The organism is Candidatus Palauibacter sp., from assembly GCF_965222475.1.
GTDB lineage: Bacteria > Gemmatimonadota > Gemmatimonadetes > Palauibacterales > Palauibacteraceae > Palauibacter.
The window spans coordinates 599,613-621,401 of record NZ_CBDCUB010000008.1; the positions used below are offsets into that span (position 1 = coordinate 599,613).

Here is a 21,789-nt window from a genome sequence, read left to right on the forward strand (position 1 = left end):
CTACCCGGCCTCGGCGCGCGCCTTCAGCCCCCGCGCGACTGAATTGAAGCCACGGCGCACCAGCCCGCCGAAGAAGAGCGCGACGAGGGGTGTGAGGAGACCGGAGAAGGCATCTGTCGTCCGGTAGCGGCAGCGCCCCTCGCCCGCAGTCTCCAGAAGTTGTTCCCGTCGGGCGAAGAGCAGGAGGCGGTGGCCCATCGTCGTCGTCCAGACCAACCGGTGCGGCGGATCGGCGACTTCGATCCGCTCGACCTGTTTCAGCGCAACCGGCCCAATCATGGCGTACAGATCGACGCGGGAGCCGATTCCGAAGTCCGTGGCGACCCGGGGCGTGAAGGGATTCCACTCACCGTAGCGCTCGACATCCACGAGGATGTCCCACGCCCTCTGGACCGGCGCGTCGATTTCCACGGTATCCGAACTCAGCAGGTGCTTGAACACGGGGATCCCTCGCTATGCCTGGGTGGTGCCTCGTTAGCCGCACGTGTTAGCCGGACGCGTCCGCCGCGTCGCGCGCCGGGTGCCTCGCCAGCAGCGCCCGGCTCGCCCGCCACAGTCTCGCGCCGGCCGCCTCGTCCATGGCCAGCGGGGACGGCGTCTTCTCCCGCATCAGGTGGAGGTAGGCGCCGCTGCGCCGGCCCATCTCCTCCGCGCAGCACGCATGGGTGACCGGCGCCGCGGCTTTCGCGGGCGTCGCGAAGAACAGCCGCATGACCGGGGTGAGCAGCGGCTTCAGGAACCACGGCGCTTCCCGCGCCAGGTCGGAACTGACCGCACCCGGGCAGAGCGAATGCACCGCGGCCCGGATCTCGTCGTCCGGGTTCAGCCGGCGCGAGAGTTCCTGCGCATAGGTGCACAGGTGGAGCTTGCTCGACGCGTAGTGCTTGAGGCCGTCTCTCGGACCGTAATCCGCGAAGGCCCCGAAATCGTCGAAGTCGATCGGGTCGGCGGACCGATGCGTTTCGGACGCGACGAACACGATCCGGGGCGTTTCCCCGGGACGGGCGGACGGCCGGACCGTGCCGTCGGCCAGGAGCCGGTCGATCAGGACCCGATTGGCCAGGAAGTGCACGGCGAACATCAGTTCGTACCCCTGCGCCGACCTTCGCGCCTCCAGCGGCATCAGGCCGGCGTTCAGGACCGGGATGTCCACCCGGTCGCGGTCGCGCTCGAGCCTGTCGCAGAGCGCGTGCACGGACTCCAGATCGGCGAGATCCACCTTCAGCATCTCCACCGCGTCGGATCCGGACAGGCGCCTGACGTCGTCACCGGCCTCCGGATGCCCGCTGCGGCAGGCCATGAGGACGCGCCCGCCCCGCTTCGCGAGGTCGACCGCCACCGCCTTCCCGAGTCCCCGGTTGGCCCCGGTGATCAGGCACACCTTGCCGTCGATGCGGGCGCGCTCCGGCACGGGGCTCAGCCTTTCCCGTCGCGAGAACCGGTCCGCGATCGCGCTGGATACCGCGCTGCCGATCCTGTTGTATCTCGCCGTCCGCCTATCCCTCCGACGCCCGTCGCGAGCCGTCACGGAATCTCCCGAGCTTTCTCATCGCGCTTCGTGCTCCCTCGTTGCGCACCCCGACGGCTTCAATAGACCCCGGGCACGATGCGCCACGGCACCATCTCGCGGTACCGCTCCCGGAGCGGACCGTACTTCGCCGCGCAGCGCCGGCCGTCGTCGCGCTCGCGCGGGAAGAGCAGCGCCACGTAGTACAGGGGATACAACCAGGCTCCGAGCGCCGACGGCCGGCCCAGGGCGAGCGCCAGGCCGGTGGCCATGAGGATCTCGCCCAGGTAGTTGACGTGCCGCGACAGACCCCAGAAGCCGCTGCACAGCACGCGACGTTCGCCGTCGGAGAGCGCCCGTGGAACCAGGCCCGAGAAGGCCCGCTCGGGGTCCCGCTTGAAGCTGAACTTCTGCAGGTTCGCGCCCCGCGACAGCGTCCACCCGGCGAAGAAGACGAGCGTGGCGACGACCCCCGGCCACGCGGGCGCCTGCGGGTTGGGGAGGTCCGCCACGGACCACAGCCCCACCGCGTAGAAGTACGGATACCAGGACAGGCAGCCCCACACGAGCTTGAACCCCACGCGTTCCGCGAAGAGATCGTAGGTGTAGAGGTGGACGCGCTCGAAGACGAGGTAGTCGCACACGAACCAGCTGAACAGCGCCACGTGCAGCACGACGCCCGGCGACGGGTCGCCGCCGTGGGCGAGAAGGTGGTGGGCGGCGAAGGAGAGCAGGTTCAGCTGGAGCAGCGTGGCGCCCGCCAGGTAGAGGAACATCTTCGCGTCCGCGCGCCCGTTGAACACGGCCCGGGGCGCGAAGAAGCCCATCGGCAGATCGCTCACGACACGTGCTTCGTGCTTCTGGCGATGAGTCGGATCGCCGCCCGGCGGGGCAGGAGGCGTCCCATCAACTGGGCCGAGATCCGGTTGATCAGTCCCGGTATCACGCGCGGTCCCCGGCCGAGCCCATCGAGCGTTCGGCGCGCCGCTTCATCCGGGGACAGCATGCCGCGTACGTCGCGGTCGAACGACCTCGCGTAGCCCGGGGTGCGCATCGCGCCGGCGCAGCAGACCGCGACCTCGACGCCGTGCGCGCGCAGTTCGTACCACAGACCCTCGGCGAGGATGATGTTGAATGCCTTGGTGGCGGCGTAGACGGAGACGTGGGGCGCCCCCTGCAGCCCCGACAGCGATGACATCAGCACCACGGCGCCCCTGCCACGATCGCGCATGCCCGACAGCAGCGCCCGCAGCAGCCGGAGCGGCCCCCGCACGTTGACGTCCACCGCCCGTTCAAGCGCGTCGTCTTCGGCGTCGAGGAACGGGCCCGCGGGCACATGCGCCGCATTGTAGATGACGACCCCGAGGTCCAGCCCGGCGACCGCGTCAGCCAGCTCCCCGGCGAACTCCGGGTCGGCCAGATCCAGGGCCAGACAGCGTATCCGGACCCCGTATTCTGCGGCGAGTCGCTCCCCGAGCTCCGCCAGGAGGGGGCCGCGGCGCGCGACCAGCACGAGGTGCATGCCCCGTTCGGCCAGCTGCGCGGCAAAGGCGGCCCCGAGCCCTTCCGAGGCGCCCGCCACCAGGGCCCACTTCCCGTAGCGGGTCGTCAGGGAGTCGACCCGCCGGCGTGGCATCAGCGCGTCTCGGTCTGAGCGACCAGGGCGGTGATGCTCTCGAGGAGCGTGTCGACGCCGGCGCCGGTCCGCGCGGAGGTCTCGACGAGCTGATCCGCATCGAGGCCCATGGCGTCCCGCAGACCTTTCGCCGCCCGCCGGCGCCCGGACCGGTTGAGCTTGTCGGTCTTGGTGAGCGCGAACAGCGTCGGCGTCCCCATCGCCTCGAGGAACTCGATCATGCGGTGGTCGTCCGCCGTGAGCCCGCGTCGCGCGTCCACCAGCAGCACGAGCCCCGGAAGGCGAGGCGTCCCGCGCAGGTAGGCGTCGATCAGGCGCCCCCAGCCCTCGCGCACCGTCTTCGGCGCGCGCGCGAAGCCGTACCCCGGCAGGTCGACGAGCAGATATCGGTCGTCGACGAGGAAGAAGTTGATCTCCTGCGTGCGCCCGGGCCGCTTCGACGTCCGCGCGAGGCTCTTCCGACCCACGAGACGGTTGAGGAGCGACGACTTGCCCACGTTGGAGCGGCCGGCGATCGCGATCTGGGGAAGGTCGAGCGGCGGCTTCTGTCCCGCCGCGCCGACAGCGCCGACGAATTCGGCCGTCCTGACGCGGGTGACGACCCTCGCAGCCCGTGGCACAGGCTGCTACGCCTCTCTTCGCTTGACCTCGGGTACGAGGATGAGGAGCGGCTGGTTGCTCTCCTCGACGGTCTCGCGCGTGACCACGACCTCGCGGATGTCCATGCGGCCCGGAAGATCGAACATCACATCGAGCATGAGGGACTCCATCACGGCTCTCAGGCCGCGCGCCCCTGTTCCCCGCGCGATCGTCTTGCGCGCGATCGCCCGCAGCGCTTCCGGATCCAGCGTGAGCCCCACGCCCTCGAGTTCGAACATCTTCGTGTACTGCTTGAGGAGCGCGTTCCTGGGCCGCTGGAGAATCTCGACCAGGGCATCCTCGTCGAGGTCGTGCAGCGCCACGAGCACCGGCAGCCGCCCCACAAGTTCCGGGATGAGCCCGTAGCGGAGCATGTCTTCAGGCTCGACGTGGGCGAGGATGTTGTCCTCGTCGCTCACGCCGTCCGACCGCACTCGGTCATCCAGGAAGCCGATCTGCCGCCGGCCCTGCCGCTCCTGGATGATCTGCTCGAGGCCGTCGAAGGCGCCGCCGCAGATGAACAGGATGTTCCGCGTGTCGATCTGGATGTACTCCTGCTGCGGGTGCTTCCGTCCGCCCTGGGGCGGCACGGACGCCACGGTCCCCTCGAGGATCTTGAGCAGCGCCTGCTGCACGCCCTCCCCGGACACGTCGCGCGTGATCGAGGGGTTGTCGGCCTTGCGCGCGATCTTGTCGATCTCGTCGATGTAGACGATGCCGCGTTCACATTCGCCCACGTTGTACTCGCCCGCCTGGAGCAGCCGCACGAGGATGTTCTCGACATCCTCGCCCACGTACCCCGCCTCGGTGAGCGTCGTCGCGTCCGCGATCGTGAACGGGACCTTCAGGATGCGCGCCAGCGTCTGGGCGAGGAGCGTTTTCCCCACGCCCGTGGGGCCGAGCAGGAGGATGTTGGACTTCTCGATCTCGACGTCGTCGACGAGACTGCGGTGGTTGATCCGTTTGTAGTGGTTGTAGACAGCGACCGAGAGCGTCTTCTTGGCCACTTCCTGCCCGATCACATACTCGTCGAGCGTGGCCTTGATCTCCGAAGGGGTCGGGATCTCGGTGAACCGCCCGCACTGCTCCCGTTCCTCTTCCTCGGCGAGGATCTCGTTACAGAGCGAGATGCACTCGTTGCAGATGTAGACGTTGGGCCCGGAGATGAACTTCTTGACCGCGTCCTTGGATTTCCCGCAGAAGGAACAGCGCAAGTGCTTATCGCCCGGCATCGTCGCCCTCCTTCTCCTCGGTGTGGTCCGTGCGCGCCGCGACCCCGGCGGCGGTCTCCTCTATCCCCTGCTTGTATCCCCTACTTGGCGACAGCGGGCCCGGGGCGACCGTTGCTCCCGGGACCTCCTCGCGGCGCTCGACGACCTCGTCGATGATCCCGTACTCCCGGGCCTCCTCGGGGGACATGAACCGGTCGCGATCGACATCATCCGCGATCCGCTCGAACTCCTGTCCCGTGTGCCTCGCGAGAATCCGGTTCAGCCGCTCGCGGGCGTCGAGGATCTCCTTCGCCTGAATCTCGATGTCGGCCGCCGTCCCGTACGAGCCGCCCGACGGCTGGTGGATCATGATGCGCGCGTTCGGGAGCGACCGCCGCCGCCCCTGCGTACCCGCGGCGAGCAGGAACGCGCCCATCGAAGCGGCCATGCCCATGCAGATCGTGGCCACCGGGGAGTTCAGGAACTGCATCGTATCGTAGATGGCCAGACCGGCCTGAACGTTACCGCCCGGCGAGTTGATGTAGACGTTGATCTCCCGCTCGGGGTTATCGGCCTCGAGGAAGAGGAGCTGGGCGATCACGACGTTCGCGACCTCGTCGTTGATCGGCGAGCCCAGGAAGACGATCCGGTCCATGAGCAGTCGCGAGAAGATGTCGTAGGTGCGCTCCCCGCGGCTCGAGCGTTCGATGACGTACGGTGCGAATATCGGCATGTGCCCAGTCAGTCCCTTGGTTGTTCCCGCCCGATCAGCTCACATCCGAACGGTCGATGAGAAACCGGAACGCCCTCTCGATGGCGAACCGCCGGCGCAGGGGGTCGAGTTGCTTCTCCCTCGCGAGCTCCCGCCGGATCTCCAGCCGGCTCTTGCCCCTCGCCTCCCCCAGCTCGGACAGGCGCTCGTCGAACTCCTCGCTCGACAGATCGAGCCCCTGATCCTCGATCAGCCGCTCCAGAACCAGATCCCGCTTGACCTGACGCTCCACGGCGGGCGCCACGGATCTGCGGGCGCCCTCCATGCGGTCGGGGTCGGCTCCCTCCGGCACTTCGATCACACGGTCAAGATAATGCGACACGAGACTTGGGGGCACCTCGAACGCGTTTGCCTCGATCACCGCATCGAGGAGCTTCTCGCCCACCTCTTCGTCGGCCTCGCGTTCTCCCCGCGCCCGCAGCTCCTTCCCGATCGCCTCGCGCAGCTCCTCCAGCGTGGTGAAGTCCCCCACCTGGCTCGCGAACGCATCGTCGAGTTCGGGCAGCAGACTGGCTTGCACGTCGTCGAGACGGACGCACAGCGAGCGGGTGGTTCCGGCCAGCTCGCTCGAGCCGAAGTCCTCCGGGTAGGTGACCGTGAACGTCCCTTCCTCCCCCGGCGCGAGCGTGAAGATCGCCGCTTCGACATCGGGAATCGCGTACCCCGCCCCGAGCTCGAAGCGGTACGGCTTCTCCGGCGCGTCGCCGCCGCCTTGCTCGCGGATCGTCACGGATACCACATCCCCGTTCCCGGGTGCGCGATCCGCCGGCCGCAGCACCGCATGTTCCTTGCGGAACCGCTCGATGACGGTGTCGATGTCGGCGTCCGCGACCTCGACTTCGGGACGCGCCACGCGGAAGCCCCCGGTCCGGGCGAGTTCGATCTTCGGCAGCACCTCCACATCGACCCGGAAGGAGAGCCGCTCTCCCGGGCGGTAGTCGACCTCGCTCACGACGGGCTCGCCCACGGTCGACAGTTCGTGCTGTCGGACCGCCTCCCGGAACCCGCGATTCACGAGCGCGTCGATCGTGCGCTCGTCGATCCGGGGGCCGTAGCGCTCTTCGACGATGCGGACGGGGACCTTGCCCTTCCGGAATCCCTTGATGCGGGTGGTCTTCCGGACCTTCGCCGCCTCGCGGCGCCGGGCCGCGGCCACCTGCGAGGGTGCGACCGTGACCTCGAGACGGCGCAGGTAATCGTTCTCTCGCGTGATCGCGACGTCGAACGGATCCGTCGCGGCGGCGCGTGTGTCGGCTGCGTTCAAGGGCGGTATGGCTCCGGCTCCGCGTCCCCGGACGGGCGAACGGTTCGTTTTGAGGTGCGAAAGGGGGGATTCGAACCCCCACGGCCATGGGCCACCAGCTCCTAAAGCTGGCGCGTCTGCCAGTTCCGCCACTTTCGCGCGCGACGCCGGGCATTCGCACCCGGCGCCCGATGCGGCGGGAATGTCGGGACGGATCAGAACGGGGGCAAGCAACGGCGCACCGCCGCTGCCGGCCCCTGCGCCGCGTCCCGGCTCAGCGTTCGGGGATCACGATGCTCCGGATCCCCTCCTGGCGGCCGGACTGCGTCCGGAAGCTGAACCGCACGCTCAGCGCATCGCCCGGGCGCAGTCCGGACACGATCCGGTCGTAGTCGGCCCGTCCCTGCATCTCCTCGCCGTTGATGTCGAGGATGACGGCGCCCGCCGGGATCGTGCCGATCTCCCGGCCCACGGCGCCCCGCGGGTTCCCGCCCACGATCACGATGCTCCCTATGGCGGGCGTCACCGCAAAATCCCGACGCTCCGCGCCGGAGAGTTCCCCGACTTCCTTCACCTCGAGGCCAAGCTGGTCGCCGGTCTCCGGCTCGGGTCGCGCCGCGAGCGGCGGAGGCGAATCTTCATCTGCGGAGATCAGCCGCACCTCCGCCGACTCGCGCTGGAAGGTGGAGCGGCGGACGATGTCGAGCCTCACGGTCTCTCCCGGCTCGAAGCCGCGGATGCGGCGCTGCAACTCCGACACGCCGCCCACCGGTTCACCGGCGACGCCCACGATCACATCACCCTTCTCCAACCCGGCGAGTCGCGCCGGACTGTCGTCGAACGAGAAATTCTGGATCAGTGCCCCCTCGACCCGCTCGAGCCCGTAGTACTCGGCATCGGCCGCGTCGACGTCCGTGATCGCCACGCCGATCAGGGCCCGCCGGACCTCGCCGAACTCGATCAGGTCGTCGACGACCTCTCGCGCCAGTTCGATCGGCACCGCGAAGCCGTACCCCTCATAGCTTCCCGTCGATGAGACGATCGCCGTGTTGATCCCGATCACCTCGCCCGCCACGTTCACCAGCGGTCCGCCGGAGTTGCCGCGGTTGATGACCGCGTCCGTCTGGATGAAGTCCTCGATCGCGAGACGGTTCTGCACGCGGAGGATGTCTATGTTGCGGCCCTTGGCCGAGACGATCCCCGCCGTGACGGTCGTCAGCAACGGGGTCCGCGCCTGCCGGAATCCGGGACTGCCGATCGCCAGCACCCATTCGCCGACCGCCGTCGCGTCGCTGGAACCGATGGGCAGCACGGTCAGGTCATCGGCCTCCACCCGCAGCAGGGCGACGTCGGTCTGGGGGTCCCGCCCGACGACTTCCACCGCGTTGAAGCGCCGGCCATCCTGGAGTTCCACGTCGACCTGGTCCGCGTCCGCGACGACGTGGTTGTTCGTGACCACGTACCCGTCCTCGGACACGATGAAACCGGACCCGCTCCAAACGTCGCGTCGTGTGCGTGGCTCTTCCTCCTGCTCCTCGGGATCCGGCTCGAAACCCGGCGGCAACAGGAAGGGATTGAACGACGGCACCTGCCGTTCCCCCGTCACGTAGAGTGTGACGACGGCCGGCGAGACCCGTTCCGCCACCTCGGCGAAGCCGTTCTCCATCGTCGGGTCCGCGGCGGTCGGCGCTCCGATGACCCAGCCGGCGTCCGTGTCCTCCGCCGCGATCGAGATCGGAGTCAGATTCAGCGCCGAGGCCAGCCCGAGGCCGAAGGCGAACGCGATCGCCGTCGCGATCAGCAGGTTCAAACGAGTACGCAACGAATCGCTCATCCGCTTCATCTCTTTCCCCTCCCGGCCCGGCCGCGTCCGCGCGCCCGGGCCCTATGTCGACCAACAGGCATTGTAGCGTTCCAATCCGTCTCCCTCCAAGGACCGCGGCCGGTCGGCGCGGGTCACCGGGGGGACGGCGGGGCATAGGATGAACGGGCGCGACCCGGGGTTGCCCGCGGAGGGGCCGCCCCCGGTCGCGCCCGGAAGGGTCGCTCGGGGCGGCGCTACTTCTCGTCCTCCGAATCCTCGACGATCTCGTAGTCCGCCTCCACGACCTCTTCCTCGCCGGCGTCCTCGACCTCGACTCCGGGATCCGCGCCGTCGGCGTCCGCGCCCGGCATGTCGCCCGGTCCGGAGCCCTCTCCCATCCCGGCCGCGGCGTACATCTTCTGGGCGGCCGCCCCGACCGCCTCCTGGATCGCCGTCGTGGCCGCCACCACTTCGTCGTGATCGTCCTGCTTGAGCGCGGCGCGGCCCCGCTCCAGCGTCGTCTCGATCGCGGTCCTGTCCTCGTCGCCGATCGACTCCTTCCAGTCCTCGAGGTTTTTCTCGGTCTGGTAGACGAGCGAATCGAGCCGGTTCCGCGCCTCGACGGACTCGCGCCGCTCCTGGTCCTCCGCGGCGTGGGACTCGGCGTCTCGCACCATGCGGTCGATCTCGGCGTCGGAGAGCCCCGAAGAGGCCTCGATGCGGATCTTCTGCTCCTTCCCGGTCGCCTTGTCCTGGGCGCTCACGTGGAGGATGCCGTTCGCGTCGATGTCGAAGGTGACCTCGATCTGCGGCACGCCCCGCGGCGCGGGCGGGATGCCCGTGAGCTGAAAGCGTCCGATCGTCTTGTTGTCCAGCGCCATCTTCCGTTCGCCCTGGAGCACGTGGATGTCCACGGTGTTCTGGTTGTCCTCCGCGGTCGAGAAGATCTCCGACTTCTTGGTCGGAATCGTGGTGTTGCGCTCGATGAGCGAGGTCATGACCCCGCCCAGAGTCTCGATCCCGAGCGAGAGCGGCGTGACGTCGAGGAGCAGGACGTCCTTCACGTCGCCGCCGAGGACGCCGCCCTGGATCGCGGCGCCGATGCCCACGACCTCATCCGGGTTCACGCCCTTGTGGGGGTCCTGCTTGAAGAAGTCCTTGACGACCTCCTGGATCTTCGGGATCCGCGTCGAACCGCCGACCAGGATGACCTCGTCGATCTCGTCCACCGAGAGTCCCGCGTCGGCGAGCGCCTTCTCCATCGGCGGGATCGTGCGCTGGATGAGGTCGTCCACGAGCTGCTCGAACTTCGCCCGCGTGAGCGCGAGGTTGAGGTGCTTGGGCCCCGTCTGGTCCGCCGTGATGAAGGGCAGGTTGATGTCGGTCTGCATCGTCGAGCTGAGCTCGATCTTCGCCTTCTCGGCCGCTTCCTTGAGCCGCTGCAGCGCCATCGGGTCCGCCGACAGATCGATCCCCTGGTCCTTCCGGAACTCATCCACGAGCCAGTTGATGAGGCGCTGGTCGAAGTCGTCCCCACCCAGGTGCGTGTCCCCGTTCGTGGCCTTCACCTCGAACACGCCGTCGCCGAGTTCGAGGATCGAGATGTCGTAGGTGCCGCCGCCGAGGTCGAACACGGCGATCTTCTCGTCCGACTTCTTGTCCAGGCCGTACGCGAGCGCCGCCGCGGTCGGCTCGTTGATGATGCGCCGGACCTTGAGACCGGAGACCCGGCCCGCGTCCTTCGTCGCCTGCCGCTGCGCGTCGTTGAAGTAGGCGGGGACCGTGATCACGGCCTCCGTGACTTCCTGCCCCAGGTAGTCCTCGGCCGTCTGCTTCATCTTCTGGAGGACCATGGCCGAGAGTTCGGGCGGGGTGAAAGTCCGGCTCGCGTGCGGGATGCCGACCTGCACGCGGTCCTGGCTGTCGCCCTGAATGTCGTACGTGATGAGCTTCATCTCCTCGCCGACTTCGGACCGCTTGCGGCCCATGAAGCGCTTGATCGAGGCGACCGTGTTGCGAGGGTTCGTGACGGCCTGCCGCTTGGCGACCTGCCCCACGAGGCGCTCCCCCTCCTTCGTGAAGGCGACCACCGAGGGCGTCGTACGCGCGCCCTCCGCGCTCGGGATGACGACGGGGTCTCCACCTTCCATCACGGCGACGACCGAGTTCGTCGTCCCGAGATCGATGCCGATGATCTTGCCCATGGTTTGTCCTCTGGGTTGTCGCTCGAGTTATCCCTGATCCGCTGTTTCGCGTCCGGTTGAATCCAGCGGGCCGCGTGCCGACCTCCGGCCGGGCGCGCCGAACGGGGGGAAGGGATCGCAAGCTCCGTGCCCGCCGTGGATCGGCAGCGGGATCCGAAACGGCCGACCGTCACGACAAAATGGCACCGTCACGCGCTCCAGGGCGGCACAGTACGCCAGATTGGCAGCTCTCCGAGGGCCGTGGCGCGTCGAACGTCGCGGGATATGTTCCCCGGGTCCCGTCATCCCCAACCGTCAGCCGCGGAGGGCGCCGATGCCCGTGCATCGCCACGAACCCCAAGCCGTCCCCGCCGCGGTGGGGCGCGGGCTGCTTCGGGGCCTCCCGGTCGGCGTCGCGCTCTGCCTCTGTCTGGCGGGGCTCCCGGAGTTTCTGGCCGCCCAGGGCCTCGAAGGGGTCGGGGGGACGATCGACGAACCCTTCCTCTCGCGCCTGGTGCGGGGGCTGCTCGGCATCGCCTTCCTGCTCGCGACCGTATGGGCCTGTTCGGCGCACCGCAGGTCGATCCGCTGGCCGCTGGTCGCGAAGGGGCTCGGGCTCCAGATGGTATTCGCCCTCCTCGTCCTCAAGACGGGGATCGGGCGGGGGTTCTTCAGCGCGGTCAACGACGTGTTCGTGGCGCTCATCGGATACACGAACGCCGGTTCCCGCTTCCTCTTCGGGTCGCTCGTGGACGCCGCGACGCCGGTCGAGGGCGGTGGGGTCGGCCTCGTGAACATCGGGGCGACCTTCGCCTTCAGCGTCCTCCCCACGATCATCTTCTTCTCGTCCCTCATGGCGCTCGCCTACCACCTCGGGTTCATGCAGCGCGTCGTGCGGCGCGTCGCGTGGGCGATGCAGCGCACGCTGGGGACGAGCGGCGCCGAGACGACCTCCGCCGCCGGCAACATCTTCGTCGGCCAGACGGAGGCGCCGCTCCTCATCCGCCCCTTCGTGGACCGGATGACGAAGTCGGAACTCAACACGGTGATGACGGGGGGCTTCGCGACCGTGGCGGGCGGGGCGCTGGCCGCGTACGTGGCGATGCTCGTGGGGGTGTTCCCGGACATCGCGGGCCACCTGCTTGCGGCGAGCATCATGGCCGCGCCGGCCGGGATCGTGGTGAGCAAGATGCTCATGCCCGAGACGGATGAACCCGTGACCCGGGGCACGCTCGAGATCGAACTCCCGAAGACGCACGCGAACGTGATCGACGCGGCGGCCGGCGGGGCGGGGGACGGGCTCAAGCTCGCCCTCAACGTGGGGGCGATGCTGCTTGCCTTCCTCGCCCTCATCGCGCTGGGCAACGGTCTTCTCGGCTGGGTGACGGGCCTGTTCGGGGTGGAGGGGATTACGCTCGAACGGATCTTCGGCTGGGTCTTCGCCCCGGTGGCGTGGATGATCGGCGTGCCGTGGGCCGACGCGGTCGAGGTCGGGACGCTGTTCGGGGTGAAGATGGTCGCCAACGAGTTCCTCGCCTTCACCAACCTCGGGGCGGGCCTCGCCGGCGACCTTCAGCTCTCCAACAAGTCGCTCATCATCTGCACGTACGCGCTCACCGGGTTCGCGAACTTCAGTTCGATCGCGATCCAGATCGGCGGCATCGGCGGCATCGCCCCCGCGCGCCGCGCGGATCTCTCGAAGCTCGGCCTGCGGGCCATGCTCGGAGGCACGGCCGCGACGTGGATGACCGCGACGCTGGCCGGAGTCCTCGCGTGACCGGACCCGGCGAGATCCAGGCGCAGGTCGAGGCGGCGGCGGCCGCGCTGCGGACGCGAATTGAAACCCGGCTCGGCGGCGAGACGCCTGCGGTTGCGATCGCGATGGGTTCCGGGCTCGGCGGCCTCGGCGCGGAGATCGAGGATCCGGTGCGGGCGCCGTACGAGGAGTTGCCCGGCTGGCCGCGTCCCACGGTGATCGGCCACGCCGGCCACGCGCTCATCGGGACCCTTGGCGGCCGACCCGTGCTCGGCCTCAGCGGGCGGGTGCATCTCTACGAGGGCGGGGCGCCGGGGCGGGTCGCCTTCTACGTGCGGGTCGCGGCGGTGCTCGGTATCCCGAACCTCTTCCTCTCCAACGCGGCCGGCGCGATCCGGGCGGGATGGCACCCCGGCGAGCTGATGCTGGTCTCCGACCACCTGAACCTCACCGGAACGAGCCCGCTCATCGGGCCCGTGGTGGGGGCGGAGAACCGATTCCCGGACCTGACCTTCGCCTACGACCGGGACCTGCGGACGATCGTGCGCGGGTCCGCGGCCGAACTGGGCCAGACGCTGCACGAGGGCGTCTACGCGGCGATGCACGGCCCCGCCTTCGAGACGCCGGCCGAGATCCGCATGCTGCGGACGCTGGGCGCCGACGCCGTGGGCATGTCGACGGTCCCCGAGGTGATCACCGCGCGGGCGCTCGGTATCCGCTGCGTCGCGGTCTCCTGCCTCACGAACTACGCGGCGGGAGTCCTCGACGAGCCCCTCAACCACGAGGAAGTCCTCGAAACGACGAAGCTCGCCCAGGCCGGCTTCCAGCGCCTCGTCGCGGAGTCGATCTCGAAGTTTCGGTACGGCCTCTTCGATGTGCCGTGACGTGGCGCTCGCGAACGCCGGTCAAGGTTCGGAGATGCATCGAAGCCTCCGGACGGGCCCATAGCGCGTCACGTGCTGGAGCGGGCTGAGGTCCGGGCGAGGCTCGCCCTTGTAGGCGAGGCCCGAAACGGGAGTGTCGGTAGAAGCCGGTGGAACCGTTAGCCGAGTCGCTTGACGATCAACTACGTTCAAAAAGTAGTGGATTTGTATCAACCCGGATCCTGCGTTGGCGCATAGTCGGGCGGCCTGAGGGCGATTATGACCGGCGGTTGTGGCGACTTGGCGCGGGCGGTGGCGTTTTCGGGGCCGGACCGGGCCTCGGTGGGGGGCCGGCGGGGCTCGGGAGGGGTTCCGAACGGCTCGCGGAGACACGGGGAGGGGGCGCCGCCGCGCGGCGCCTTCGGAAGGCCGGGGCCGGGACCGGTCAGGCGGGCGCGGGCGGCGCGAGCCCCGTCGCGATGGTTCGGAGCGCCCGCCGCAGGAGGCCGAGGGCCGGTTCGGCGCGCGCGAACCGGAGCGAGGTTCGGCGGGCGTGGGAGGTGATCCTGGCGGGGGCGCGCAGCAGGCGCAGCCGGATGCCGCGCGGCTGCACGGCGCGCCAGCGGCCGCCGAGGCAGTTCGCGCGCAGGACGTGAAGAAGCTGGTAGGCGAGCGCGGCGAGGCCCCACGGGAGGGCGTTGCCGCCGAGGTCGTCCACCGCGGTGCGGCCGGCCGAGAGCTGGCCCAGCTCGCCGATCCGCTGCTCGACGACCGCGCCCGCGTTGTAGGCGCGCCACGCCTCGACGGGGCCGATGCTCCCGATGTTGGCCGGAACGTCGGCGCTCATCGTGGTCTCCCACGCCGCGAGATCGAGTTCTCCCTCGTCCGGCCCGACCCGTCTCCGCCTCTCGACCGAGAGAAGCCTGGTCCCCCACAGCTCGCCGGAGGCGGTCCTCAGCTCCCGGCCCTCCGCCTCGTCCGCGGCGGCGGTCTCCCAGACGCCCCGGAAGCCGCCGAGCCAGGCGTGCCGCGGCACCTTGAGCAGATAGGACACGCCGAGCGCCTCCATGCGCCGCGCGATGGACTTGGAGAAGAACCCCTTGTCCAGCCGCACGGCGATCCGCCGCACCCCCGCCCCCCTCAGGCGGGCCACCAGCCCGGCCAGCCACGCCTCCGCCCCCCGGGCCGTGTGCGCGCCCCCCGGCCGCCAGCGCACCCCGAGGCAGTCGCCCGTCTCCAGGACGTGGGCCGGAAGCGGGTGGTGCGAGGGACGGCCCGGCTTCTTCGGGTTGTAGCCCCGCTCCGCCCCCGCCCGCTTCAGCCCGTAGCGCACCGCGACCGTCGAGTCCATCACGATCGTCGCCGACCGGGGCGCCCCGCCGGCCAGCTCCCAGCGCCGCCGCACCATCCGCCACAGCAGATCGTCGAGCAGGGGGGACATCACCGCGGCCGAGCACCGCGGCCAGCGCCCGAACGTGGCCGGGTGCGGCACCCGCGCCCAGCCGAAGATGCGGCGCACGCCCCGCCGCTCCAGAAGCGGCAGGTCGTCCATCGCCCCGCCGCCGTACAGGAGCAGCACCACCCACGACTCGACCATCAGCGACGGCCGGTAGCGGCCGGGGACCTCCCCCGCCCGGGCGTCGATCCAGCCGCCCAGCCCCAGCGCGTCCCACAGCTTCCGAACCACGACGAGGCCGCCCGCGTCGGTGATCCGCCCGCCGCCCCCGCGGACCCTCAGCGCGGCCGCCGATCCTTGCACGTGCGGGCGCGGTCCGGTATAGTCGTTGCCACGCACCATTCGGGTGTCCTCCGTTCCGGGGGGCGGTCTCAAGCGGTCAACGCAACGGTCCTGGCGAAGACCTCACATGGTTTCAGCCAGTCGAGGGTTTGTCGAGGGCGGCCATTGAGCTGCCGGGCGACGGCATCGAGGTCAGGCTGTGAGTGGGCGGAGAGATCGGTGCCCTTGGGGAAGTATTGGCGGAGCAGGCCGTTGGTGTTCTCGCTGGTCCCGCGCTGCCAGGGGCTCCTCGGATCGCAGAAGTAGACCGACACGCCGCTCTCGATGCTGAAGCGCACATGCTGGGCCATCTCCTTGCCCTGGTCCCAGGTGAGCGAGCGCCTGAGCTGGTCCGGCAGCGTGACCATCCGCTCGACCAGCGCGCGGCGCACATGCGGAGCGGTCCGCCCGCCGGGAAGGTGCAAAAGGAACACGTAGCGGCTGCGGCGCTCGACGAGGACTCCGATCGCGGAGCGTCCCAGCTTGCCCAGGATCAGGTCCCCTTCCCAGTGGCCCGGTACGGCCCGGTCCGCGGCCTCGGCGGGCCGCTCGGAGATGGAGACCATGTCCTTCAGCCGCCCCTCTCCGGGCCTGTGCCTCGGGGATCGTCGTCGCGTCCGGCCGGTGCGCAGGCAGGCCGTGAGTTCCTTCTTGAGTGCGCCTCGGGTCTGCACGTACAGCGACTGATAGATCGTCTCGTGAGACACGCGCATCTCGGGATCCGAGGGGTGATCGAGCCGAAGGCGATGGGCAATCTGCTGTGGAGACCGGCGCTCGGCGAGCAGGCGTTCCACCTTCCGTCGCAACCGGGGGCGCCGGGCGAGCTTCGCCACCTTTGGGCGCCGTGCCTTCCCGGCAGCCCGTCGCTCCGCCCTCCAGGCCCGGTATCGCTCTCTCGAGCCATTGGCGGCGACTTCGCGCGAGATCGTTGAGGGCGCTCTGCCCAGACGCCCGGCGATCGCCCGGTACGAGTCTCCCGCCGTCAGGCCCCGGGAGATCTCCTCTCGCTCGGCAACCGTAAGGTGGTGCGGCGAACGATTTCGACCCCGGGGCGCCAGTCCGCCGGTGCGTATCAATAGCCGTTGGATCGACTTGGTCGAACACCCGACCGCCGCGGCGATCTCGGCGTGTGTTTGCCCGTTCTTGATCCGGTCCCCGATCTCAAGCCGGTCCGCTTCGCTCAGCCTCCCGTACTTCTCCCGTTGGCGCATCGCATACCTCCCGGCAGTTGAACAGCCGCTGCCAAGATGTTGCGTTGACCGGTTGAGACCGCCGGGGTGAACTCTGCTCAAGTCCCCTTGAACGTAGGGCCCCGGGCGGTGCTTTTCCATAGTCCGGCACTATGTTTCCACTATCCCGTCCCCGGCCGCGGCCACCCTCTCCGGGCCAGCCCCGCGCCGACGATCGCAGGATCCGGGATGACATCCTGTTCCAGTGGCTCGACGCGATATTGGGACCACCTGAGGGACAGGTGGGCTTGGGACTACTGGTGCGACCTCGGCGGAATGGAATGTCAAGCGCTGATGATGCTGGACATCTCGGAAGACGGCACGGTCGAGCTAAGCGGCAGCAGCGAATATGTCGTCCAGGGGGGTGTTCCCGATTCTAGCGAAACTCGCCGAACCTGTGACGGAGTGCTGCTCCGCGGGCACAGCACAGTAGCGTACAGCGATGTGTCTCATGCCGAGGTCGACGTAGGTCTCACGCTGGCGCTCTGAGGCGGACTACTTTGACGACAGGAGTTGCGTTCACGCGGGGGGGGGTCCAAGCTCGTAAGCCTCAGGCGAAGCACCGTCCGGTCGGGTTTGTCGCTCGAGTGCGCGCATGCGGCCGGAGGGCTTGGACCTCCCCCAATGCCCGGTGGGTTTGGGCCGGAGTGGCGGTCGTCGTAGCGGTCGCGACCAAGGCCGACGCCTTGGTCGCCAACCAGGATGTCGGTCGCTTCGATCCGCCCACCGGCCCCCTCATTGCATTGCGAAAGGAAGTTGAGCTTCGGGCTGCCGTCGGCGACGGCCCGCATTTGACGGACCCGTGGCTGGTGTTGGCTGATTCAAGTCACATCTACGTGCTGGACCCACCCGCGTTCGGTGTGCATCACTTCGACCGTTCAGGAGAGTGGTTGAAGACCATGGGGGGCGAGGGTGAGGGGCCCGGCGAGTTTCGGCGTCCGGTCGCGATGGGCTGGGTGTCCGACACAATGTGGGTGGCGGATCGCGGCCTGAGCCGACTGTCGTTCTTTGGTCGGCAAGGGGAGTACGTACGCTCCGTGCGATTCAGCGTGATGATGGGTTCTGCAGTACACATGCCTGGGCGGGCCTTGAGCGGCGGCGGGATACTTAGCATGGAGTACGTCTCCGCATTCCGGCGTCGTCAAATGTCAGAAGGGGGAGGCTGTTTTTCGCCGGAGCGGTTTGCTACTAGGCCTAAAACAAACGAGTAGGGCTCCCGAGGCGTCACTATGACTGTGGGTCGCGGATTATGGGCCGAAGAGTGTGCCGGAAAGCCGTTTCCGGGTGGTGCCGGGGCGGGGATGCGGGGTTCTTGGCTCGGCGGTCGGGGCTTTGGGGGGCGTGATTTGGCGCCGGGAGACACCGGTCCCGGGGATTCGGGTGGAGGCGTGGGACGAGCGGGAGAGCCGGGGGCGGCGTCAGCCGAAGCCGGTCTGGAACGCGGTCCGCTCGATGGTGCGCCAAGCGCTGAACAGCCGGTCGGTGGTGGGTTGCCAGCCGATGATCCTGAGCGTGGTCCGCCGCGCCCGGCGGATGACTTGGCAGGGCACGAGGATCATCTCGCGGACGAAGCGCCCGAACTCTATGGCGATGTACTTCCGGCGGTCGGCCTTGAGGTGCATCATCATGGCGAAGAAGCTCTTGAGGTTCCACGCCAGGGCCGCCATCACCATGTAGGCCCAGTTGCTCAGTGCGCCGTGGAAAGGCGCGCTTTCCTGGTGGGTGCGAATCCCACCCAGCATCTGTCGCTCCGGCTGGTAGCGGCCAGGGCGGTCCATGGAGGTAACGACATGGATTGAAGCACTCTGGAGAGAAGGCTCGCCTTGGGCGGCTCAGCGAACAAGCTCGATCCGCTCGCCTCCGCGCCGTCACCGCCGAGCGTATCCGGTGAACTCACTCTCTTGGCCGGCGGGGCGGCATGCGTCATCGATTCGTACCGGCACCGCGTCACCTGCATCTATCCCGGCGGGGAGTCCGTCGAGTTCGGTGCTGAGGGCGAAGGGCCGGGCGAGTTCGAGTTTCCGACGTTCGTACTCCGCGGCGCGTCGGGTACGATTGGGGTACTCGATTCGCGACTGAACCGCCTCTCGATGTTCTCCGCGTCAGGGGAGTTCCTCGCTTCCACGGGAGCGCTTCCCGGCCAGTTCTTTGCCAGCCGCCCCGAGGTGATGGACGGGACGGTGCTTGGTTGGTATCGGAGGCTCGACCCAGACGGCGACCAGCCTGGCGTGCAGGCGGAGATCGATGTTGCGACGGGTCGCGTCGAGTGGGAGGGGGTGTTCCCGTACGAAGGGGATGTCGTGAGCTGCTCGACACCTTTGTGGAGGATCAGCCGGCTCCTGTCCGCATACGGGGATGGAAGTGGCGATTCTCTGTTCGTGGCCTGCCACGGCGAGTTCCTGGTCTGGTACGCGGATCGGGACGCGGAGGAGCCCGCCGTGATCGTGCGGTCCGCCACGTATGTTGAGCGATACCCGACCGAGGAGGACGTGGCGTCGGAGCTACGGACGCTGGGGTCGGCGCCTTGGGCTCCCGACGAGGAGGAGATTCGGGCCAGACCGAAGGTGCGGTACGGGCCGAGGGTCGTGGACGACCGGCGGCGGTTTTGGGCGGCGTCGCATTGGAACGCGGGGTCCGATGTGATCCCCCGCCTCAGCTACATCGACATGTTTCGCCTCACCGATGACGGCCCCGAGTACGCGCTGACGCTGCAGGGTGGCCGACAAGGTCGTGGGGATGGATGTCCTCGGTAACACGCTCGCGGTTCTCGTCGTGCGGGATGCCGGCGGCGTCATACCGGAGCGCCGCGTGGACTGGTACGACCTCTCCGGCGCGGCTGACCCCGCAGTAGGCAAGCCGACGAGTGGGAGCCCGTGACGCGACCGGGCGTAGCAACGCATAGCGCGGTAGACCCCTATCCGCCCGGGGGCAGGGGCGGACAGGGTCGTCGCTACGGAGCGAGACACGCCTTGGTCGGCTGTCCTGGGGTTGCGCTCAGTCGAGGTCGTAGCGGTCGAGGTTCATCGCCTTGGTCCAGGCTGCGACGAAGTCGTGCACGAACGCCTCTTGGCCGTCGTCGCAGGCGTAGACTTCGGCGAGGGCTCGGAGTTCCGAGTTCGAACCGAACACCAGGTCCGCCTCGGTGGCGGTCCACCTGACGTCGCCGGAGGCCGCGTCTCGGCCCTCGAAGGCGCCATCGGTTGAGGACGCCCGCCACTCGGTGCTCATGTCGAGAAGGTTCACGAAGAAGTCGTTCGTCAACGCTCCCGGCCGGTCCGTGAACACGCCGTGTGAGGACTGACCGGTATTCGCGTTCAGAACGCGCATGCCGCCCACCAGCGCCGTCATCTCGGGCGCGGTCAGCGTGAGCAGGCAGGCCCGTTCCACCAACTGCTCCGCCGCTGAGGCGTTGTTTCCGTCCTTCACATAGTTCCGGAAACCGTCGGCGATGGGTTCGAGTACGGCGAACGATGCCGCGTCCGTCCACTCCTCCGGCGCGTCCGTGCGCCCGGGTGCGAAGGGGACATGCACGTCGTGCCCGGCATCGCGTGCCGCCTGCTCGATGGCCGCACACCCGGCGAGGACGATGAGGTCGGCGAGCGAGACCCGTTGGCCGCCGGTCTGCGCGCTGTTGAACGCCGCCTGGATCTCCTCCAGCGTCTGGAGCGCCTCCGCCAGTTCGGCCGGGTCGTTCGCTTCCCAGTCCTTCTGCGGCGAGAGGCGGACGCGGGCTCCGTTCGCGCCGCCGCGCTTGTCGGTGCCTCGGAACGACGACGCCGACGCCCAGGCGGTCGAGATCAGCCGGGAGACGGACAGGCCGGAGGCGAGAACCCTGGCCTTGAGGTCCGCGATCTCCTGCTCATCGATCGACTCGTGGTCGACATCGGGCACGGGATCCTGCCACAACTGCGGCTCCGCGGGGACCAGCGGTCCGAGATACCGGCTGCGCGGCCCCATGTCGCGGTGAAGCAGCTTGAACCACGCCTTGGCGAAGGCCTCTTCGAGGTCCGCCGGATTCTCGAGGAAACGCTTGGCGATCGGGGCGTAGGCCGGGTCCACGCGCAGCGAGAGATCCGTCGTGAGCATCATGGGGGCGTGCTTCCTGGACGGATCGTGCGCATCCGGCACGGCGGCGACCTCGGATGCGTTGACCGGGGTGTACTGCGATTTGCCGGCGGGGCTCTTCGTCAGCTCCCATTCGTGGTCGTGCAGGTTCTCCATGAAATTGTTGTCCCACCGGGTGGGTTCGGTGGTCCAGGCACCCTCCAGGCCGCTGGTGATCGTGTCGCCGGCCTTGCCGCTGCCGTGGCTGCTCTGCCAGCCGAAGCCCTGTTCCTCCAGGCCGGCGCCCTCCGGTTCGGGACCGACGTGCGATTCTGGGCCGGCGCCGTGCGCCTTGCCGAAGGTGTGGCCGCCGGCGATGAGCGCGACCGTCTCCTCGTCGTTCATCGCCATGCGGGCGAAGGTGGTGCGAATGAACTTCGCGGCCGCTGCGGGGTCGGGGTTCCCGCCCGGTCCCTCGGGGTTCACGTAGATCAGACCCATGTGGTCGGCGCCGAGTCCTTCCTCGAGTTCCCCGTCATCGTCGTGGCGCTCGTCCCCGAGCCACTCGGTCTCGGACCCCCAGTCCGTCTCGTCCGCCTCCCACACGTCGGGGCGGCCGAAGCCGAACCCGAACGTCCTGAACCCCATCGACTCCAGGGCGCAGTTGCCGGCGAAGATGATGAGGTCGGCCCACGAGAGGCTGCGGCCGTACTTCTGCTTGACCGGCCACAGCAGGCGACGCGCCTTGTCCAGGTTCCCGTTGTCGGGCCAGCTGTTGAGCGGCGCGAAGCGCTGGTGGCCCGAGCCGCCTCCGCCCCGGCCGTCGGTGATGCGGTAGGTGCCCGCGGCGTGCCACGTCATGCGGATGAAGAGCGGCCCGTAGTGGCCGTAGTCCGCCGGCCACCAGTCCCGGGAGGTCGTCATCACGCGCTCGACATCCTTCTTCAACTCGGCAACGTCGACGTTCCTGAACGCCTCGGCGTAGTCGAAGTCCCCGCCCATCGGGTCCGAGGCGGGAGAGTTCTGCCGAAGAGCCTTCAGGCTCAGCTGGTTCGGCCACCAGGTCTCGTTCGTCGTCATGGGGTTCTCCGGATGGTCAATCGTCAGGTCGTGATCCGTCACGGT

The 21,789-nt window shown here is 68.8% G+C and carries 16 protein-coding genes, 1 tRNA gene and 2 pseudogenes; 4 read left to right on the forward strand and 15 right to left on the reverse strand.

The annotated features are described in order from the left end of the window. The 11 genes and pseudogenes from ACOQPP_RS18110 to dnaK form a co-directional block, all read right to left on the reverse strand. Entirely contained in the window at nt 1-441 is a 441-nt protein-coding gene (locus ACOQPP_RS18110) for an SRPBCC domain-containing protein (RefSeq protein ID WP_419167378.1), read from the reverse strand. A gap of 46 nt (nt 442-487) precedes the next feature. Further along, a complete protein-coding gene (locus ACOQPP_RS18115) occupies nt 488-1,528 on the reverse strand; it encodes an SDR family NAD(P)-dependent oxidoreductase (RefSeq protein ID WP_419167377.1) in 1,041 nt (346 codons plus the stop codon). Nucleotides 1,529-1,587: 59 nt separating this feature from the next. After that, the gene (locus tag ACOQPP_RS18120) at nt 1,588-2,349 is read right to left on the reverse strand and encodes a DUF1295 domain-containing protein (protein WP_419167376.1); all 762 of its coding nucleotides are present in this window, start codon (nt 2,347-2,349) and stop codon (nt 1,588-1,590) included. Then, the gene (locus ACOQPP_RS18125; protein ID WP_419167375.1) at nt 2,346-3,143 is read right to left on the reverse strand and encodes an SDR family NAD(P)-dependent oxidoreductase; all 798 of its coding nucleotides are present in this window, start codon (nt 3,141-3,143) and stop codon (nt 2,346-2,348) included. Before ACOQPP_RS18125 ends, ACOQPP_RS18120 begins: the two co-directional genes overlap by 4 nt. Beyond that, nucleotides 3,143-3,763 carry a ribosome biogenesis GTP-binding protein YihA/YsxC gene (yihA, locus tag ACOQPP_RS18130; RefSeq protein ID WP_419167374.1) on the reverse strand — a complete coding sequence of 207 codons (621 nt, stop codon included), beginning with the start codon at nt 3,761-3,763 and terminating at the stop codon, nt 3,143-3,145. Before yihA ends, ACOQPP_RS18125 begins: the two co-directional genes overlap by 1 nt. Before the next feature lie 6 nt (nt 3,764-3,769). Next, nucleotides 3,770-5,014, reverse strand: coding sequence for an ATP-dependent Clp protease ATP-binding subunit ClpX (gene clpX / locus ACOQPP_RS18135; protein ID WP_419167373.1), 1,245 nt, complete (start codon nt 5,012-5,014; stop codon nt 3,770-3,772). A 124-nt stretch (nt 5,015-5,138) separates the two neighbouring features. After that, nucleotides 5,139-5,726 (reverse strand): annotated as a pseudogene (locus ACOQPP_RS18140) (ATP-dependent Clp protease proteolytic subunit); the annotation flags it as partial. 34 nt (nt 5,727-5,760) lie between these two features. Then, nucleotides 5,761-7,029, reverse strand: a complete 1,269-nt coding sequence (gene tig, locus ACOQPP_RS18145) for a trigger factor (protein ID WP_419167371.1) — start codon at nt 7,027-7,029, stop codon at nt 5,761-5,763. A 55-nt stretch (nt 7,030-7,084) separates the two neighbouring features. Next, nucleotides 7,085-7,167 (reverse strand) — tRNA-Leu (locus ACOQPP_RS18150). Nucleotides 7,168-7,282: 115 nt separating this feature from the next. Beyond that, nucleotides 7,283-8,851, reverse strand: coding sequence for a S1C family serine protease (locus ACOQPP_RS18155; RefSeq protein WP_419167370.1), 1,569 nt, complete (start codon nt 8,849-8,851; stop codon nt 7,283-7,285). A 215-nt stretch (nt 8,852-9,066) separates the two neighbouring features. Beyond that, nucleotides 9,067-11,016, reverse strand: a complete 1,950-nt coding sequence (dnaK, locus tag ACOQPP_RS18160) for a molecular chaperone DnaK (protein WP_419167369.1) — start codon at nt 11,014-11,016, stop codon at nt 9,067-9,069. A 313-nt stretch (nt 11,017-11,329) separates the two neighbouring features. Here dnaK and ACOQPP_RS18165 point away from each other — a divergent pair, with 313 nt between their 5' ends. Both ACOQPP_RS18165 and ACOQPP_RS18170 read left to right on the forward strand, forming a co-directional pair. After that, nucleotides 11,330-12,772: a NupC/NupG family nucleoside CNT transporter gene (locus ACOQPP_RS18165; protein ID WP_419167368.1), complete on the forward strand. Its 1,443-nt coding sequence runs from the start codon at nt 11,330-11,332 to the stop codon at nt 12,770-12,772. After that, nucleotides 12,769-13,635: a purine-nucleoside phosphorylase gene (locus tag ACOQPP_RS18170; RefSeq protein WP_420637117.1), complete on the forward strand. Its 867-nt coding sequence runs from the start codon at nt 12,769-12,771 to the stop codon at nt 13,633-13,635. The genes ACOQPP_RS18165 and ACOQPP_RS18170 overlap by 4 nt, the downstream gene beginning before the upstream one ends. 424 nt (nt 13,636-14,059) lie before the next feature. Here the strand turns inward: ACOQPP_RS18170 and ACOQPP_RS18175 are convergent, their stop codons facing one another. Continuing rightward, complete coding sequence (locus ACOQPP_RS18175; RefSeq protein WP_420637118.1) at nt 14,060-15,412, reverse strand: transposase; 1,353 nt, start codon at nt 15,410-15,412, stop codon at nt 14,060-14,062. Between the two features lie 29 nt (nt 15,413-15,441). Beyond that, nucleotides 15,442-16,602 (reverse strand): IS30 family transposase, encoded by a 1,161-nt coding sequence (locus ACOQPP_RS18180; protein ID WP_420637119.1) that lies wholly within the window; start codon nt 16,600-16,602, stop codon nt 15,442-15,444. 665 nt (nt 16,603-17,267) lie between these two features. Here ACOQPP_RS18180 and ACOQPP_RS18185 point away from each other — a divergent pair. Then, nucleotides 17,268-17,831: a hypothetical protein gene (locus ACOQPP_RS18185; protein ID WP_419167365.1), complete on the forward strand. Its 564-nt coding sequence runs from the start codon at nt 17,268-17,270 to the stop codon at nt 17,829-17,831. A gap of 207 nt (nt 17,832-18,038) precedes the next feature. Here the strand turns inward: ACOQPP_RS18185 and ACOQPP_RS18190 are convergent. Next, a pseudogene (locus tag ACOQPP_RS18190) lies at nt 18,039-18,311 on the reverse strand (IS1380 family transposase); the annotation flags it as partial. 132 nt (nt 18,312-18,443) lie between these two features. On the opposite strand from ACOQPP_RS18190, the gene ACOQPP_RS18195 reads away from it, so the two are divergent. Further along, nucleotides 18,444-19,373, forward strand: coding sequence for a hypothetical protein (locus ACOQPP_RS18195; protein WP_419167364.1), 930 nt, complete (start codon nt 18,444-18,446; stop codon nt 19,371-19,373). A 241-nt stretch (nt 19,374-19,614) separates the two neighbouring features. Here the strand turns inward: ACOQPP_RS18195 and katG are convergent, their stop codons facing one another. Further along, entirely contained in the window at nt 19,615-21,744 is a 2,130-nt protein-coding gene (katG, locus tag ACOQPP_RS18200; protein ID WP_419167363.1) for a catalase/peroxidase HPI, read from the reverse strand. Between the last annotated feature and the right edge of the window lie 45 nt (nt 21,745-21,789).